Raw genomic sequence first — 18,408 nt, 5'->3', positions numbered from 1 at the left:
GCTTAAATATTAGACGATAACTCTTATCAGCTTTTATGATTAATTATCCAACTCTTGATCCGACTTTCTCGCCTAAGGGCGAGAAAAAAGGTCATGCTTATTTTATAAATAAACATGACCCTCCGTTATTAAAATTTTTATTTAAATCTTAACAGTGATTATTTATTTTTGATCACTAACACTATTTGACACAGAACCTGACTTTTTTCATCAGTCCTATATATTATACAGCCATTTATTATAAACCCAGAATTTTATTCGTCAAGAATAAAATTCTGGGTCTTTTTGAGACTTATCATACAGCCTCTATATGTATTAACTGAATAACTCGTTAGTGCACAATCAATTACTCTTACTCTTCTTCTTTGCGACGTTTTGTAGTAACAAGACCTAATCCAGAAAGAATTGAAAGTACTGCAGCGCCAAATGTATGATTCTCCATCTTTTGACCTGTTTCAGGTAACGCACCTGCTTTATCTACATGAGTTGCTGAATCAGTGATTGGAGTATCAGATTTTTCGGTTAAGTTATTTGAACCTGGTTGATCAGCACCTGGTTTAGTTGGATTTTCTGGATCTTTTGGATCTTCTTCACCTGGGGTTTCTGGATCTTTTGGATCTTCTTCACCTGGGGTTTCTGGATCTTTTGGATCTTCTTCACCTGGGGTTTCTGGATCTTTCGGATCTTCTTCACCTGGAGTTTCTGGATCTTTTGGATCTTCTTCACCTGGGGTTTCTGGATCTTTCGGATCTTCTTCACCTGGGGTTTCTGGATCTTTCGGATCTTCTTCACCTGGGGTTTCTGGATCTTTCGGATCTTCTTCACCTGGGGTTTCTGGATCTTTCGGATCTTCCTCACCTGGGGTTTCTGGATCTTTCGGGTCTTCCTCACCTGACGTCTCTGGATCTTTCAGATCTTCCTCACCTGGCATCTCTGGATCTTTCAGATCTTCCTCACCTGGCATCTCTGGATCTTTTGGATTTTCTTCGCCTGGTGTCCCTGGTTCTTCCGGATTCAGTGGTGGGATTTCACATTTACATTTAGTTCCGATTTTTACAATCTTCTTAACTGATTCTTCTATAATATTTTCTTTCCTAGAAACTTCTTTACTATTTTCTATCGTAATTATAGTTTCTTTTTTACCAATTTTTCCTTCTTGAACTGTTTCAGACTTACCAGCTTCCATTTCTGGATCTTCAATAATTTCGACTTCGAAAGGAACTTCATTTTCAACCGTTACTTTACCATCAGTCTTAGAACCATATTCATAGACTGCATCAGTCGGTTCGGTTCTTTCAACTTTCGTTTCAAACTTACCAGTTGCTTTATTGAAACTAGTCGTGATGATTGCTTTTCCTGGAGTACCATCCTGGATTTTTCTTACCTCTCCAGCTTTAAGCTCAGGATTATGTTTGTACTCAGTATTATTAGGAATTGGTTCTTCCTTAACTACTGGTTTAACACCAACTTTTACGACTCTCTTAACTGGATCATTTGTTTCTTCCTTAGTAACAAGTTTACCTTGATCCTTATCGTAAGAAGTAGTGATGGTAACTTTTCCATTTTCACCTGGAGTTACTTCTTCTTTGCCCATTTCAACGTTCTCATCATAAATGTACTCCGTTTCAAATTGTTTTTCTACCACTTTAACAATTGGTTTAGTACCGATTTTAATAACTTTCTCTACTGGATCTTTAATGGTATTAAATTCACCTTCTTTGGTTTCAATAACTTTACCATCTTTGATTACAAGCGTATTGGTTCTTTCTTGCTCACCTGGTTCGCCACCAGTCTCTTCACGTTGTCCAGCTTCAAGATTGTCATCATACTCAACTCTAGTCTCGAAAGATAGCTCTTTCTTCTCTTTAATTTCATGAGTACCTTCGGAAGTTCCCTTACCTACTTGGATTAGGGCATCTTCTGCTTGAACGATTTCTTCTTTTGGATCACCATCTACTTTAGAGTCTTTAATTGTCCAAGTTGTCGTTTTTGTTCCAACTTTACCTGGTTTCACAATTCTGTATTCACCTTTTTGAAGGTCGTCGACTTCCTCTACTTTATAGCCAAATGGTAATTCTTCTGTGTGTGTTACTTCACCTGTGGAACTGTCTTCACCAACTAAAATAATAGCCTTCTTAGGTTCTCTCGTTGTCTTAAATTCAGACTCTTCAGTTACTTTTGAGTTCACAATTGTAAGAGTTCTTTCTTTAAGTCCACTTTCACCTGTTTGTTGTACACCATCAACTTCGGCATATTTCCACTCACCTTTGGCTAATGATGGGTCTTTTCTAACTTCAACTTCAAATGGAATTGTTTCAGTTTCTTTGTATTGGCCATCCGTCTTAGATCCAACTCTAATTTTCCGAGTAACAGGATCTTTTGTTACGTTTGTTTCACCACGGACTTCTTCACTAGCTTCGCCATTTGTGATAGTTCTAGAAACCTTGGTTTCTTGTTCTCCAAGCTCACCTTTTTGATCTTCTACAATTTCACCTGGTTTCAGACTTGGGTCAACTGTTACTTCTGTTTCATATGGAATTGGGTCCTTGTCAACATAATTAATCTCACCAGTGAAATCTTGGCTACCAACTTCAATAATCTCTTTAACTGGAGATTTTGTCATAGCAACTTCAGAAGTCTCAGTTACTTTAGAATTTTCTATCGTAATTGTGTATTTTTCTTCCCCGGTTTCACCTTTTTGGACGACTTTGTGTTCGCCCTTCTTAAGTTCTGGGTTTACTCTAACCTCTACTTCAAACGGAATCGTATTAGTGTATTCATGGGTTCCATCCGTCTTAGCAGGTCCTACTTTTACAATTCGCTTAACTGGCGCTTTTGTTTGGTAAGTCGCTCCTTCTGTTGATTCGATTACTTGACCATTCACAATTGTATGGGTAACTTTTGTTTCTACCTCACCTAGTGAACCTTCTTGTTCAACTTTTGTTGTCCCTGGTTCCATTGAATTATCTACAATGTATTCTGTTTCAAATTCAATTGGTTTCGTATTAGTTGTTTCAAACTCACCTGTGAAATCTTTACTTCCCACTTTGATAATTGCATCCACAGGTTTAGTTTCAATAGTAGTTGGTACTCCTACAATCTTAGAGTTATTAATCGTCCAAATCGTTACTCTTTCACCATTTTTACCGGGTGTTACTTCTTCATATGTTCCGGCTGGCATTTCAGGATCATATATCACAGTATATTTAAATGGAATTTCTTCCTTATGTTGATGCGTTCCGTCTGTTTTAGATCCTACTCTGACTATTCTCTTTTCTGGCTCTGTTCGTTCAAGTACTTTTTCTTCATTAGACACTTGGTTACCATTTTCAAATTTGGCAATCACCTCATTTTTGATATTCCCTAATTTACCTGGTTGATCAACTTTTATAGTCCCTGAAGCTAATGTATCATCGAAAATTATCTCAGTTTCATAAGGTATTTGTTGGTTATATTCGTACTCAAACTCACCAGTATACTGTTTCACGCCGATAATGATTTCTTGCTTAGCATTTGTTACCACTGTTTTTTTAACAGATTCGATTTCTCCTGTTTCCGGGTTGTATTTATTAGTTACCACTGTCTTAACTTCCCCAGGAATCAAGTCTCCTTTTCTGGCAGTAGTTACTTCCATGTCAGGATCGTATTTATACATAATATCTACCGGCACACTACTATTTTCTTCAATATAATTTGTCGCTGGCTTCTTACCAACTCTTATGACATGTTCAACTGGCTCAGTTCTCGTAGTTTCTTCAGATTTTAACTCTCCATCCGCTTGGCCATTTTTAATAGTTTGAGTATATTTAGTTGTCTTAGTTCCTGGTTGACCTTGAGTTACCACTTCACTCTTACCAGCTTCTAGAGTTTCATCTTCAATGACTCTAACTGTAAATGGAATCTCTTCTTTTACTTCGTGACTAAATTCACCAGTGAAGTCTTTTTGACCAACTCTAATTACTGCATTGATTGGATTAGTTGTTTCAACTTTTGCTTCTCCGACAATTTCAGAGTTTTTAATCGTCCAGGTTGTTTTCTTAGTACCTTCAGTTCCTTCAACATCAATGACATATTCACCTGATTTTAAGTTTTTGTCATACGAGATATCGTATTTGAAAGGAATCTTCTCTTCATAAATATGCGTACCTTCAGTATTTCTACCTACTTTAATAATTTTTTTAACAGGTTCTGTTGTTGTTTTAAAGTCGGCTGTTGTTGTATCTACAACTTCACCATCTTGGATAGTTAGAGTTGTCGTTCTAGTTTTTTCTCCTGGAACGCCTTCTTGAGCTACTTTTTGTTCTCCTGGTTTGAGACTATCATCAAATTGTACTTCTACTTCAAATGGTACTTCTACTTTTTCTTCAATCGTGTGAGTACCATCATTTGTACCTTCACCTACGTAGATAAGACGCTCTTTCGGTTCTGTTAGTTTCTCTTCCTTAGTATCTATGATAATTGAATCTTCTATAATGTAAGTTACTTTCTTAGAACCTTTTTCTCCTTCAGTTATAACTTTAATTTCGCCCTTTTTAAGTTTTGAATCTTTTTCTACTCTAGTTTCAAAAGGTATTTCTAAAATTTTTTCAACCGTACCATTTGTACCATAAGCCATAAATTGAACTTCTGTTCTCTTTGTTCCAACTTCTAACTTACCATCTTCTTCATAATAATGAGCTGTTACTGGTACATTTAGTAGGGCTCCGTCAACGGTCTTGCCTTCTTCAGCATTTGGTACCGTTGCAGTTACCTTACCTGTGGTTTCATCGATTGAAACATTCCAAACATTGCCCTTATCATCTGTATAGGTATCAGAATCTAGAGTATACTTACCTGGTCTTCGGTTATAATTATCTTCGGTATTTAGGATAACATCTGAAGATAGTTTGTCTCCTTCTTGACCAACTTTTGCATTATAGCGTGGGGTCATATTTGTTTTTTCTTCGATTACGAAGTAAGCATTTACTTCTTCAATGATGTCTTCACCTGGTTTTTGTTCGTCTACATAGTGAGCTATTACCGGTACAGTAAGTTTTTCACCACCATTAAAGGCTGTAGGATCTACTGGTTTTGCAGTCACTTGACCTGTTTTTTCATTAAGTTTTACAGTCCATTTATTTCCACTATCATCTGTAACTAGCTGGTTGCCAGACTCGTCAGTTTCTAAAGTACCGGGAAGAGTATAGCTACTTGGTGGAATTCTCTTTCCATCTTCTGTTACTGTTGCTGGTGATGTTTGTTCTTTAGCTGGGTAATTTACCTGGGTTTCATATTCCGGCTTGATGTAATCAGATTCTTGAACAACAAAATGGAACCAGTGGATGTCTTTTGAACCATTTGTATAAGTATACTCAATAGGGATTGCCATAAAGTCTCCAGCCTTGGCTGATTTTGGTGGAGTAACGGTGAAGTTTGAGATATCTCCATCCTTTAATTCAATCTTCCATTGGTCTTCTGGTGCCTTGCCCTTGTTTTCACGGTCTATAAAGTCCATGATTAGCCTACCAGAAGCTTCCCCATTGCTTTCGGCAGCGTTCATTTCTTCTGCAGACTTATCAGTTTCACCTGGATTTTCTGGCTCTACTATACCTACCTTAAATTCCTCACCTGGTTTTACAGCAGATGATGTGACCTTTGTGGTATCGTCGCCATTGCCATCAACAAATCTTTGGTCATAGTATCTTGTATCATCTAGGTTTAGCTTGAAGTCGCCAATTAGGTTGTAGTGGTCGTAGCGATCGATGCCTTGCTTATCGATAGTGACACTCTTGCCTTTATGGTTGATCTCAGCAGTACCTGCTCCTGTTTCTACATAAGTTCCACTTTCCCATTCATTCTCAGCCGCTCCTGCTATAGCTTTAAATTCATCCGCTGTTCTTGGACGGGCAAAGAATTTTACATCTAGGTTTTGTAGGCCTTTATATTCTTGTTGATTAAAGATGGAGTCTTCATTGATAATAGTCTTGCCATTTTCATCTTTCTTTAGAGCACCAACTGGCAATTTAACATAGATGTTGCCATTATCACCAATATAGGCACTTGCGCCTGGGACAATCTTTCCTGTTACAGGGTTATACACTTGACCAACAAGTCTTTCTTTGGCACTTTCATCAATATTATCTACCTTGATGAAAGTGTCGATGTCTTGACCTTGGACAAAGTATTTTTGGGTTGAGTCGTAGTTGTTTTTGTTGAGTTTTAATTCTTCAAGCTTATCATTTTCATTTGGCCACGGGTTAACCTTGTAGGTTATGGCGAAGCTATCTCCGAAAAACTTAGTATTAGGATTATTTTGAGTGTACTTATCCTTAAAACCAAAAGAAGTCGAGTTATTATCCTTATTATTGATATGCTTTAAGGTTTCTTCACTAGCACCATAGCCTAAGTTTGTTTGTCGCCCACCTTTAGTTACTTCTGTATTTTCATTTGGCTTATAGGTCACTTTAGGAGTATCAGAAGTTAATCCCTCTCCTTGACCCATCATTGACTTATTTCCAGGATTTACAGGAATAAGACCACTATCAGTTACATCAATCCTAGTATAGGTTCTTTGGCCAGTCTTCTTATCGATGGTGATTTGGTAACCATATTCTGTCTTACTAGGAGATGTTTCAGATGGGTTCGCAGTATTGAATTCCAAACCATCTTTCACTTCTCCTTGATCAGTTATTAAATTATATTGGTTTGTATCTCCTCGCTCAAGGTCTGTTTGTTTATAACGTTCAGACTCGCTATAGTCTTTAATTTTACCTTCATCTACTGAGTAGTTTTCCTCATTACTATTTTGGGTAGCTCTAGTATCTGCCACAGGAACTTCTACCCCATAGGCTACAGCTTGGCCTTTTTGTGGTTTTTCTTCTACTGGCTCTGCTGGCTCTACTATTTGATCAGCTAATAATGCATTATCAGTTGAATCAGATTGTTGCGCTTCAACAGGTTTTTCTTCTAGAATTTCATGTCCTGAATTTTGACTTGAACTATCGCTCTCTGTAGCAAATACATTATCAGCTGAATCAGACTGTTGAGCTTCAATTGGTTTTTCTTCTGGAATTTCAAGTCCTGAATTTTGACTTGAACTATCGCTCTCTGCAGCAAATACATTATCAGCTGAATCAGACTGTTGAGCTTCAATTGGTTTTTCTTCTGGAATTTCAAGTCCTGAATTTTGTCTTGGACTATCGATCTCTGCAGCATATACGGTTGGTGTTTGACCAGCGATGAACGCTGCGATTGCCACACTGGCTAATCCCAGTGTCGTTTTGCGTAATGCGTATCTGTATTGTTTGTCCATATGGCCCACCTCTTACTTAATTTTTTTATATATTTTCACTTATAAGTATAGCATCAAAATCCAAAGTTACAAGCTGTAATCTTCGATTTGGTTGCATCAAGTTACTGTTGGATTTTACTTCCCCGGTTAATTTTATGCTTTTCTCTGCCTTAGACCATATAAGCGGAAGTTCCGCCTATATGGTCTAAGGCAGAATGCTGCTATATAGCTAAAAGTATGATTCAATACACCTAACGTTAAAGAAGATGAACCATAATTCACTATTGAGCCATTATGACCAGCTATATATTCGGCTTTCTTAGCAACAGTGATACGGTCATCTAGTTGAATAATCTTTCGTTCTTTTTGTTTCTACTTATTTGTAAATAATATTAACTGATCAATTTGTCCACCATTTAATTTATAGACTCTTAACTTAGCAATATTTTCAGCACCTCTTATAGACCATCCTAGGCGTCTTGAACTCAATCTGCTACTAAGATATGCCTAACGTGTCCCTCAGCACTACATGAAATATAACCAGGTCTATACTGATTTCTGAAAAAGATACCATCCAAAAACCATCAGATATTATCGGCATCGTGACTCAGCCCGATATTACCACCATTTTGAATTATTTATAGCAAAAGAAGCTAGAGAAATATTTTCCCTAGCTTCTTTACTTTTCGGTAGAACTATTCTGCTTGGTGATCAAACTGCGATTGATATAAGTTATAATATTTACCTTTTTTCGCTAATAAAGTCTGATGGTTACCTTGCTCCAACACATGACCATCTTCCATATAGAGAATTTGGTCAGCATTTTCAATAGTCGATAAACGATGAGCTACGATAAATGTAGCATGGTTCTCCATCATCATATCAAATGTTTCTTGAATAGCCTTCTCTGTCATTGTATCGATAGAAGAAGTTGCCTCATCTAAGATCAACATATCCGGATCGGTTAACATGATCCGTGCTATACATATTAATTGTTGCTGTCCTTTTGAGATGTTACTGCCACTCTCGCTTAATTTAAATTGATAATCTTGGTCCATCTGCATGATCATGTCATGAATTTGTGCTTTTTTAGCCACTTCAATTACTTCTTCCAAGCTAGCTCCAGATTTACCATAGGCAATATTATCAAAAATTGTCCCTTCAAAAATCCAAGAGTCTTGTAAAACCATCCCAAATTTTTGTCTCAAATAACTGCGTTGCATATCTAAGGTGTTCACACCATCAATATAAATACCGCCTGACACTGGGTCATAGAAACGCATTAATATATTGATCAAGGTTGTCTTCCCTGCTCCAGTTGGGCCAACAACTGCTACTGTATCACCAGCATTTACATGAACATTTAAATCTTCTATCAATGGATGGTGACTGTCATAATGGAATGTTACATCCTTAAATGCTACAGTACCATCAATATTTGCTAGTTCCATTTGATCGTGGGATGGCGCTTCTTCCTCAGCACTCATTAATTCAAATACACGACTTGCAGCAGCTATAGATGTTTGCATTTCATTGATAATAGAAGAAATATCATTAAACGGCTTGTTGTATTGGTTAGCATAAGTTAGAAAAGAAGAGAATATACCTACACTTAACTGGCCACTTAGTACTGTAAATGCACCCACTACACCGACAACAGCATAGACAATTGAGTTTAATACCCGAGATGTGGGGTTAATTAAAGCACCGTAAAATTGCGACCATAGGCCCGATTCATGTACTTTCCCATTAATATCAGTAAATTGATTGATCGCTTGGTCTTCAAAAGTAAAAGCGCGGACGATCATTTGTCCTTGAGCCATTTCATCTACGTAGCCACCTAATTCTCCACGTAAGTTTACTTGTTCCGTAAAGCGATGGTAGGTTTTACTAGCAATAAAATAGGATACAACAACGGAAATTGGCGTTAAAATGATAACGATTAATCCTATCTTTACATCTAAAGATAACATCATCGCAATAACACCAACAATTAAAATGACTCCTGAAAATAAGTTATTAAAACTTTGGAGTAAGCCATTACCAACTAAATCCACATCATTTATCACACGACTGACTAAATCACCTAATGAGTGATTATCTACATATGATAGGGGTAATTTTTGAATCTTATTAAATGCATCGCTATGTAAGTCAGCAATAATATGATAAGTTAATCGGTTAGACATCTGGTTTTGAAAGTATTGGGCTAAGGCAGCGATTAAAGCAAAAATCCCTAACCAAATGATGGCTTGCCACAAGGCTTGGTAGTTTACCTTGCCTAGACCAACAATTTCATTGATTGCTCGTCCAATCTGGATGGGTATCAGTACTTGAAAGACGACAGTAATCGTTGAAAATAAAAATAAACTAATTGTCGTCCATCGATATTGTTTGATATAGTTCATCAACCAAGAGAAAGTCGTTTTATCCATATCCTATTCCTCCTTCTCTTCTTGCATTTGCGAAGCAACGATAGCTTGATAAATCTCACTAGATACCAATAATTCCTCATGAGTTCCAATACCCGCGCTCCGGCCCTTATTCATGACTAAAATTTGATCAGCATGTTGCACTGAGGAAACGCGCTGTGAAATCATAATAATAGTCGTATCTAATTTGGCCAAGGCTTGCCGCAGTTTTGATTCTGTTCTAAAGTCTAATGCACTAGATGAATCGTCAAGAATTAAAACTTGTGGTTTACCAACTAACGCTCGTGCAATTGTTAAACGTTGTTTTTGACCACCTGAAAAGTTTTTACCGCCTTGTCGAACTGGCATATCTAAACCTAATGTATTTTGTTCAACGAATTCTTTAGCTTGTGCTATTTCTAACGCTTGCCATAGATCTTGATCAGTAATATCCTGTTTACCCATGAGTAAATTTTCTCTCAATGTGCCGGTAAATAGGGATGCTGATTGAGGGACCAAACCAATTTTTTGACGATAATTATTTAGGTCTAAATCTTGTATCAACATATTATTAATCATTATTTTCCCCTGATTAACATCATCATTGCGTAATAACAAATTAACCAAAGTCGATTTTCCGGATGCCGTCCCTCCGATAATACCAAAGAAGGAACCAGGTTGAATATCCGCATTTATATCCTCTATAGTATTACGTTCACCATAGGCAAAAGAAACATTATCAAAGTGTATAGCAAGAGGTGTATGATCTAAAATTTGTTTATCACCACTTAAAATTTCTGGCTTAATTTCTAATACCTCATCAATTCGATGAATACCGGCAACGCCTCGACTAAATACCAATAAAATATTCACCAATACATTCAAAGCTAGCAAAATATTATTCATATATTGTATTAAGGCAACGACATCCCCTTGCATAAATTGACCGTTATTCACTAACCTTCCACCAAAGAATAGGATGAAGGCAATCGCTAAGTTTACTAACAACAAACTTGAAGGATTGGCCAAGGCTTGAACCCCTCCCATAGTTAATTGCTCAGCTCTAAGGATAATATTTTGTTTTTCAAAGCGATCAACTTCATGTTTTTCATTGGCAAAAGCGCGAATATCACGTATACCAGAAAAGTTTTCCCGTACAATTCGAGATAATTGATCCATTCGCCGTTGGATTTGTCCGTTTTGTTTATTGGTAAACATATTGATATACACTAAAATAACACCAATTATTAAGCCACCTATAATGAAAATAGGTGCTAAAGCCGGGCTAACATAGAAGGCCATGACAATAGATCCGATAAGTAATACGGGCACACGAGAACCTAGTCGAATCATTAAAGCAATCGCTAGTTGAAGGTTTTGTGTATCATTTTCAATTCTGACAACTACTGAAGAAGCTGTAATTTTATCCAATTGTTTTCTATCCATATGGTTTAATGTTTTGAACATCTCTAGGCGTACTTCTGTCCCAATATCTTGAGCAACCTTAGATGCTAAATATTGACATATTAATGCTGCAAAATAGCCTAATAGTGGTAAGACCACTAACAGCATACCTTGTCTCCTAATGACGGACTGATCATTTTGATTTATACCCATATTAATTAAAGTTGCCATGACAACAGGAACTAACAATTCTAATATTGCTTCTACTACCTTAGCGATAAAGGCTAAAAAAGCTACGCCTTTATTTTTAAGTATAATATCTTTAACCCGCATACATTCTCTCCTAACACCTTTTTTCATTCTAAAATATCATACCACTATTTTTTAAAAGTTGTCTTGATTCAATCTCAATAATTCTTATTAACCGTTCTTTATTTATGTAGATTTTTGATCAAATTGATAGGCTTCCTATAGACTAACTTAATCTTTTTACAAATTTTTTGAAATTTTGCATTTTTATACCTGTTTTTATGTTAAATCTACAATATTAATTTTTTAAATAAGAAAATGCACGAAACTGATTTTAATCAATTTCGTGCATTTGTTCTTTTATTCTCTTATCATTATCTTTCTTCTTCAGCAACTTCTTTTTTCCAGAAGCCTAAAACTAATGCTGAAATGAGTGAACCGATAATAACAGCTAAAATCAGTAGTAGCGGATGATTACCTAAAGCAACCATAGTGATAATACCACCGTGTGGTGCGGGTACATTAGTTGCCCAGAATTGTGTTAAACCACCGGCAACAGCAGCACCAATAACACTTGATGAAATTACCCGTAATGGATCAGCGGCAGCAAATGGAATAGCCCCTTCAGTAATAAAGGTTAGTCCCATAATAAAGTTAGTTAAAGCTGATTGTTTTTGTGTTTTTGTAAATTTATTTTTGAAAATGATGGAAGCTAAAGCAATTGCCAAAGGAGGAACCATACCACCAGCCATTACTGCAGCCATAAATTTACCGTCACCTGTATCCGTAAAGATACCAATAGAGAAAGCATAGGCAGCTTTATTGAATGGACCACCCATATCGATAGCCATCATACCACCTAATAAAGCACCTAATAATACTAGATTAGCAGTACCAAGACTTTCAAGGAAGTTTAACATACCCGTATTAATACCGGCAAAAATTGGTCCTAATATATAGAACATTATTATACCAGTGATAAGTAATGTTAGTACTGGGTAGAATAAGATAGTTCTTGTACCTGCTAATGATTTTGGTAAACCTTTTAGCAACTCAATTACTAATAGTGTTACATAACCAGCAAGGAAACCACCTACTAAACCACCTAAGAAACCAGCACCTGCTGTATTAGCCAAAGCCCCTGCTGAGAATCCTGCAACTAAGGCTGGTTGTCCACCGATAGATTTTGCAATGTTACCTGCTAATACTGGGATTAAGAAAGCAAAAGCTGCAGATCCTATACCATTAAATCCTAGGAAAAATGCTGATTCACTACCTGTAAATCGTTCAATTAGGAATGAAATAGCGATAATAATACCACCAGCAATTACGAATGGTAGCATTGCTGAGATACCGTTCATCAAATCTTTATATAGAGATTTAAAGTTAAAACGTCCAGATCCTGCGCCCTCTTCACTTGAAACCTCGTCCTCATCTTGACGATTCGTTGTATATACTGGAGCATCTCCAGATAGGGCTAGGTTTATTAATTCCTCTGTTTTATTAATACCATCTGCAACAGGGCGCTCTACGACCTTTTTACCTTTAAAGCGACCCATCGGAACATTTTTACTTACTGCGACAATGACACCGTCAGCACGTTCAATATCTTCCTTAGTTAAACCATGTTTGACGCCTTCAGAACCACGGGTTTCAACTTTAATCTGAACACCCATTTCTTGCGCTTTTTTCTTTAAGGCATCCTCTGCCATATATGTATGTGCAATTCCTGTTGGGCAGGCAGTTACAGCAACGATATATGGTTGTTTTTCATCAACTTCTGCTGCAGATACATCAGCAGAAGTTTCTTCTTTATTTTCCGCCTCTAATTGTGCTTGGGCTAAATTCAAGACGCCTTTAATTGCTGCAGTATCTTGAGCACCCTTTAGGGCAGCGATAAAATCTTCGTTCATTAGTAATTTAGAAAGCTCAGCAAGTACTTGTAAGTGTGTATCTGCAGATCCGCCTTCAGCAGCAATCATAAAGAACAATTCAGCTGGTTGACCGTCTAAAGATTCAAAATCTAATCCACCTGGTTTTTTAGCAAAAACAACTGATGTCTTTTTAACTGATTCATTTTTAGCATGAGGCATCGCAATACCGTTACCTAAACCAGTACTCATTGTATCTTCACGTTTTTGGATATCTGCACGAAAACTATCAAAATCGGTTACTGCACCAGTATCTAGTAATTTTTGTGTCATTTCGTCTAAAATAGCAGCTTTACTATCTGCTTTCACGTCAAGAATCATCAAATCTTCACGTAAAATATCCGTAATTTTCATATCTATCTCCTTCATTTATGACTATATTGATTATTTATGTAAGAATGTAAGTCCAACAACCCCGTTTAGACCGTCAATATCTTGCTTTTCAGCCAAATCTTCTTTAAAGGCTGTAGCACTCCCACTTTGTACCGCGAGCACGAAGGCTTGAGAAGCTGGCAAACCTTGTTGTAATCCAGCAATGAATCCAGCAATCATTGAATCACCAGACCCTACTGTATTGATTACTTGTCCTTTGGGTGCGTCTGCTTTCACAATACGTTCAGCATCAATAAACAATGCGCCATCTCCACCTAGAGATACAATGACATTTTCTGCACCCATTTCCTGTAACTTCTTACCGTACAACATAACATCTTCTAAAGAATGAATTTCAACACCGAATAAGTCTCCTAATTCATCTTGGTTAGGTTTTACTAATAGTGGTGACATTGGTAATGCTTCAATTAGTTCTTGGCTTGCAGTATCAAATATAAATGGTATGTCCCTTTCTTTCAATAATCTAATTAGGCTAAGATAGAAATCATCAGGTAACCCTTGTGCTTTACTTCCAGAAAGAACAATCAAATCTTCTGAAGTCATCGTTTGAATCTGTTGGCGTAACTGGTTAATCGCCGCTTCATCAATGATTGGACCTGCGCCATTTATTTCAGTTTCCTTAGATCCTTTTGTTTTTACATTGATACGGGTAGGACTAGAAATTTCAATAAATTGTGTCGAAGAGCCTTCTTTTTCTAACCATTCACGGATAAAATCTCCTGAAAAACCGCCTACAAAACCTAAAGCAATGTTTGGTACTTCAAATTGATTAAGTATACGAGATACATTTATCCCTTTTCCACCTGGTAACATTTGTTCACGCGTTGATCTATTTGTTTTGCCCAATTGAATCTCATCGATATACATTAGATAATCGATTGAGGGATTTAACGTTAATGTATAAATCAATTGTTAACCTCCTCTATTTCAAATACTTGAGTAAATTCTTCTTTTGCACTTCTAACTTTAAAGATATTCGTGATAATCTGGAAATTAGCATCTAGATTAACAGTAATTGGATAAGTTTTTTCAAACTTACTCTGATCAATCAATACATGTACATTAATACTTTGACTGCTAGCCTGCTCTTTCAAAAAAGCTTCTGCCTCATCTGTTGTTGTAAGACCATCATGCAAATCTATACCATTCATACCCAAAAAAACATGATGAAAATGATATTTACTTAATTGTTTGTGTGCACTTTGACCTACAATTGCTTGAGTATTAGCACGTAAAGTACCACCCAATAATTGAATATTTAGACCTTTACCCGCTGCGACCATCGCTTGATCAACACCATTGGTGACGATATTCAACTGCATTTCAGGGCTGATAAAATCAAGCATCAGTAACGATGTTGTCCCGGCATCTAGATAAATAGTTTCGCCGTTTTGAATCAGACTTACTGCATATTTGGCAATTAGTCTTTTTTCATTTGCGTTATCTAGTACTTTATCACTAAATCGTGGCTCATCTCCAATTACAGGATTCGTACTTTTTTTTAGTTTAGCACCACCATGAATCCGAACCAAAATCCCTTCATCTTCCATGCTATCTAGGTCCCGACGCAAAGTAGATTCACTTGCATTTGTCATTGCAACAAGAGTTTGCAAATCAACCATATGATGCTGTTTTAAGTAGTCTAAGATGATCGCCTTACGCTCTTCTAATAACACTTGTTTAGAACTCCTCTCACGAAAATATTCTGTAAGTTGATGCAAACGCTTACTCAATACCATAACTATTATACACGCAAAAACATCCAAAATCAATCATTTTCTGTCAATAAAAAAAGAACATCCAAAATGATGTTCTCTTTCTATCATAAAAATTTTACTCGAACCCTTCTTCTGAATAAAATGGTGGTCGTTCTAAATGTTGGATAGCCTGATACCTATTATTGATCATTTCATGAGCCATCGCAGGTAATGCATCCAAATTCACCCATTTTAAATCATCATGCTTATCTTTTTCCATGATTTTTGGTGTGCCCATAAATTTATCAGTCGTCAAAAAGATATTATAGTAAGTCGTTTCATCATCTAAGCGAAGATGCGTCATTCCTACAAATTCGATATCCTCCGCTTTTACAATGATGGATAACTCTTCATAAGCTTCTCTTACCATTGTTTGTCTGATTGTTTCTTGTTCTTCTACATGACCAGAAATACAATCCCACACATTTGGAAGCATTTCTGTTCGTCCTCTATGTTGCAAAAGTACCTGTTTTTTCCCATCTTGTACCCGAGTAAGAATTAAAATACCAGCTGAAGGGTTGGTGTAACGCGCCTTTTTACTTACCATCATTTCACACTTTCTATTTTATTTTGACTATTTCTTTCATTGCACGAGGGATTTCTTCGCTTAATCTACTTGGTAAAACAATATACTGATCCTCATAAAGTTTGTCACCAATATATGAGTGTAAGAATACTGCAAATTTAATAGCGTCATGACTTTCAGTTACCTGTCCAACCAATCCAGCAATCATACCAGCAAGTGTATCCCCCATACCACCGATTGCCATCCCCGGATTACCCAAAGTATTTTGCCAAATAATATTTTGATTAGGAAAATATATTTCTGTGGGTGCGCCCTTTAAAACAAGCGTAACGTTTTGTTGATCTACCCACGCTTGGACACTAACTTGGTCACCATTAGCTATTCTCCCATCAGTCAGCCGTCGCCATTCACCTATATGTGGCGTTAAAATAATTTGATGATGAATATTCGGTGATACTATTTCATGTACGGTAGCTTTATGTTTCAAATCGTACGCTAATAAATTTAGGGCGTCAGCATCCAGTATAATTTTCAGCTGTCTTTGTGATTGTTTCAAGAGACACTTTAAGTATAACCATAGACCTTTATTATCCATTCCAAAACCTGGACCTATCAGTATAACATCAGCCTTATCAATCATATTTTCAATAGCAGACTTATCCGTCCAATCAATGATCATCGCTTCTGGTAAAACGGTATGAATAGCTGGTAAGTTCACTTTATCTGTTGCAATAGTGGTTAATCCTGTACCGGAATTAACCACAGCCATTCCGGCCATTTGGGCAGCACCGCCCATCGCCTCATTTCCAGCAATGATCAATACATGTCCAAAAAGATTTTTATAAGCATCAGATGCACGCTCTGGTATCAGATGTTTTATTGCGGATAAATTTAAAGGTTTCTTTTCTTGCGCCATGAATCACCACTCCCTCTCATCCATTTTAACACCTCCTATGAAAAATACCTATCATTCACAAATTCATCCTAAATAGAAAAAAGGTGAGCCAAAAATCGTTTAGAATTGACGTACTGGACCAAAAGCCGATTATATAGCAAAAAGAGGCTGAGATATTTTTCCCAGCCTCTTTTCTTCGTATCATATGGTTGATATAATTTTAATTATATCAAGCCTTGAGATATCATCGCATCTGCTACTTTTTTAAAACCAGCAATATTTGCACCAGCGATTAAATTATCTTCTTTACCGTATGTACTTGCAGCTTCTTTTGACACACTAAAGATATTTTTCATGATGACTTGTAGCATGCCATCAACTTCTTCAAATGTCCAACTTTGACGTTGGCTATTTTGTGCCATTTCTAAGGCGGAAACAGCTACACCACCAGCATTTGCTGCTTTTGCTGGTCCAACGTAAACATCACTGCTTAGTAATGTTTCTGTTGCTGGCGCATCTAAAGGCATATTAGCACCCTCAGAAACGTATTGAATACCATTCCTAATCAACTGGTCAGCTTGAGGTTTTTTAATTTCATTCTGCGTTGCTGCTGGAATAGCTAAATCAGCTGCAATGTCATGATCCCAAACAGATCCCTCAAAGTAACTTGCCGTAGATTTTGCTTCAGCATAGGCCGTTAAACGTTCACGACGCACTTCTTTTACGTCACGTAAAAGATCAATATCAATACCAGTTTCATCAATGATATATCCAGTTGAATCAGATACTGAAATTACGATACCACCTAGTTCTTGTAATTTCTTAGCAGCATAAATAGCTACGTTTCCAGCACCAGAAATAATTGCTCGCTTACCTTCAATTGTTTCATTCTTAGCTTTCAACATTTCATTTAAGAAGTAAACAGCACCATATCCAGTGGCTTCTGTACGTGCTAATGAACCACCGTATAATAATGGTTTACCGGTTAAAACACCATTCTCAAAGCCACGTAATTTTTTATATTGACCGAATAAGAAACCGACTTCTCGTCCACCAACACCGATATCACCTGCAGGTATATCTTGGTCTGGGCCAATATATTTTTGTAATTCCGTCATGAAACTTTGACAGAATCTCATAATTTCATTGTCTGACTTACCTTTAGGATCAAAGTCAGATCCACCTTTACCACCACCGATTGGTTGTCCGGTAAGTGCATTTTTAAAGATTTGTTCAAAACCAAGGAATTTTAGGATACTTTGATTAACAGTAGGATGGAAACGAATCCCACCTTTATAAGGTCCAAGAGCTGAGTTAAATTGAACTCGATAACCAGTATTTACTTGTGCGTTTCCTTGATCATCTGTCCAAGGAACACGGAATGAAATGATTCTTTCTGGAATCGCTAGAATTTGTAGAATATTTTTTTCTACGTATTCAGGATGCTCTTCAATTACAGGCGCAACAGAATCTAGAAATTCATCTAAGACTTGGATAAATTCCGGCTCAGCCTCATATTGTTTGTGCCATTTTTCTTGAGTGACCTTAATATATTCTTGTGCATTCATGTTA

9 protein-coding genes are annotated in these 18,408 nt (G+C 36.8%); all 9 read right to left on the bottom strand.

The features are described 5' to 3' along the window. Nucleotides 1-352 precede the first annotated feature (352 nt). Nucleotides 353-7,291, bottom strand: a complete 6,939-nt coding sequence (locus CJ191_RS07030) for a G5 domain-containing protein (RefSeq protein WP_102199386.1) — start codon at nt 7,289-7,291, stop codon at nt 353-355. A gap of 674 nt (nt 7,292-7,965) precedes the next feature. After that, the gene (locus tag CJ191_RS07025) at nt 7,966-9,705 is read right to left on the bottom strand and encodes an ABC transporter ATP-binding protein (RefSeq protein WP_102199385.1); all 1,740 of its coding nucleotides are present in this window, start codon (nt 9,703-9,705) and stop codon (nt 7,966-7,968) included. Nucleotides 9,706-9,708: 3 nt separating this feature from the next. Further along, nucleotides 9,709-11,418, bottom strand: a complete 1,710-nt coding sequence (locus CJ191_RS07020) for an ABC transporter ATP-binding protein (RefSeq protein WP_102199384.1) — start codon at nt 11,416-11,418, stop codon at nt 9,709-9,711. A gap of 290 nt (nt 11,419-11,708) precedes the next feature. After that, complete coding sequence (locus CJ191_RS07015) at nt 11,709-13,619, bottom strand: PTS fructose transporter subunit IIABC (RefSeq protein WP_102199383.1); 1,911 nt, start codon at nt 13,617-13,619, stop codon at nt 11,709-11,711. Between the two features lie 30 nt (nt 13,620-13,649). Continuing rightward, nucleotides 13,650-14,567, bottom strand: a complete 918-nt coding sequence (gene pfkB / locus CJ191_RS07010; RefSeq protein ID WP_102199382.1) for a 1-phosphofructokinase — start codon at nt 14,565-14,567, stop codon at nt 13,650-13,652. Further along, nucleotides 14,564-15,334, bottom strand: coding sequence for a DeoR/GlpR family DNA-binding transcription regulator (locus tag CJ191_RS07005; RefSeq protein WP_070467883.1), 771 nt, complete (start codon nt 15,332-15,334; stop codon nt 14,564-14,566). The genes pfkB and CJ191_RS07005 overlap by 4 nt, the downstream gene beginning before the upstream one ends. A gap of 157 nt (nt 15,335-15,491) precedes the next feature. Further along, nucleotides 15,492-15,965 (bottom strand): NUDIX hydrolase, encoded by a 474-nt coding sequence (locus CJ191_RS07000; RefSeq protein WP_257994146.1) that lies wholly within the window; start codon nt 15,963-15,965, stop codon nt 15,492-15,494. A 10-nt stretch (nt 15,966-15,975) separates the two neighbouring features. Further along, nucleotides 15,976-16,857 carry an NAD(P)H-hydrate dehydratase gene (locus CJ191_RS06995; RefSeq protein WP_070467881.1) on the bottom strand — a complete coding sequence of 294 codons (882 nt, stop codon included), beginning with the start codon at nt 16,855-16,857 and terminating at the stop codon, nt 15,976-15,978. Between the two features lie 203 nt (nt 16,858-17,060). Beyond that, a complete protein-coding gene (gene gdhA / locus CJ191_RS06990; protein WP_070467880.1) occupies nt 17,061-18,404 on the bottom strand; it encodes an NADP-specific glutamate dehydrogenase in 1,344 nt (447 codons plus the stop codon). Between the last annotated feature and the right edge of the window lie 4 nt (nt 18,405-18,408).

Origin of the sequence: Aerococcus viridans, from assembly GCF_002871935.1 — a bacterium.
Classification (GTDB): Bacteria; Bacillota; Bacilli; order Lactobacillales; family Aerococcaceae; genus Aerococcus; species Aerococcus viridans_B.
Note: the sequence above shows the minus strand (reverse complement) of the source record. Positions and strands in the feature narration are given on the sequence as shown.

Coding starts and splice junctions, on each gene's coding strand:
- CJ191_RS07025 (WP_102199385.1), bottom strand. CDS start 9,705: ATGGATAAAACGACTTTCTCTTGGTTGATGAACTATATCAAACAATAT.
- gdhA (WP_070467880.1), bottom strand. CDS start 18,404: ATGAATGCACAAGAATATATTAAGGTCACTCAAGAAAAATGGCACAAA.
- CJ191_RS07020 (WP_102199384.1), bottom strand. CDS start 11,418: ATGCGGGTTAAAGATATTATACTTAAAAATAAAGGCGTAGCTTTTTTA.
- CJ191_RS07030 (WP_102199386.1), bottom strand. CDS start 7,291: ATGGACAAACAATACAGATACGCATTACGCAAAACGACACTGGGATTA.
- CJ191_RS07000 (WP_257994146.1), bottom strand. CDS start 15,965: ATGATGGTAAGTAAAAAGGCGCGTTACACCAACCCTTCAGCTGGTATT.
- CJ191_RS07015 (WP_102199383.1), bottom strand. CDS start 13,619: ATGAAAATTACGGATATTTTACGTGAAGATTTGATGATTCTTGACGTG.
- CJ191_RS06995 (WP_070467881.1), bottom strand. CDS start 16,857: ATGGCGCAAGAAAAGAAACCTTTAAATTTATCCGCAATAAAACATCTG.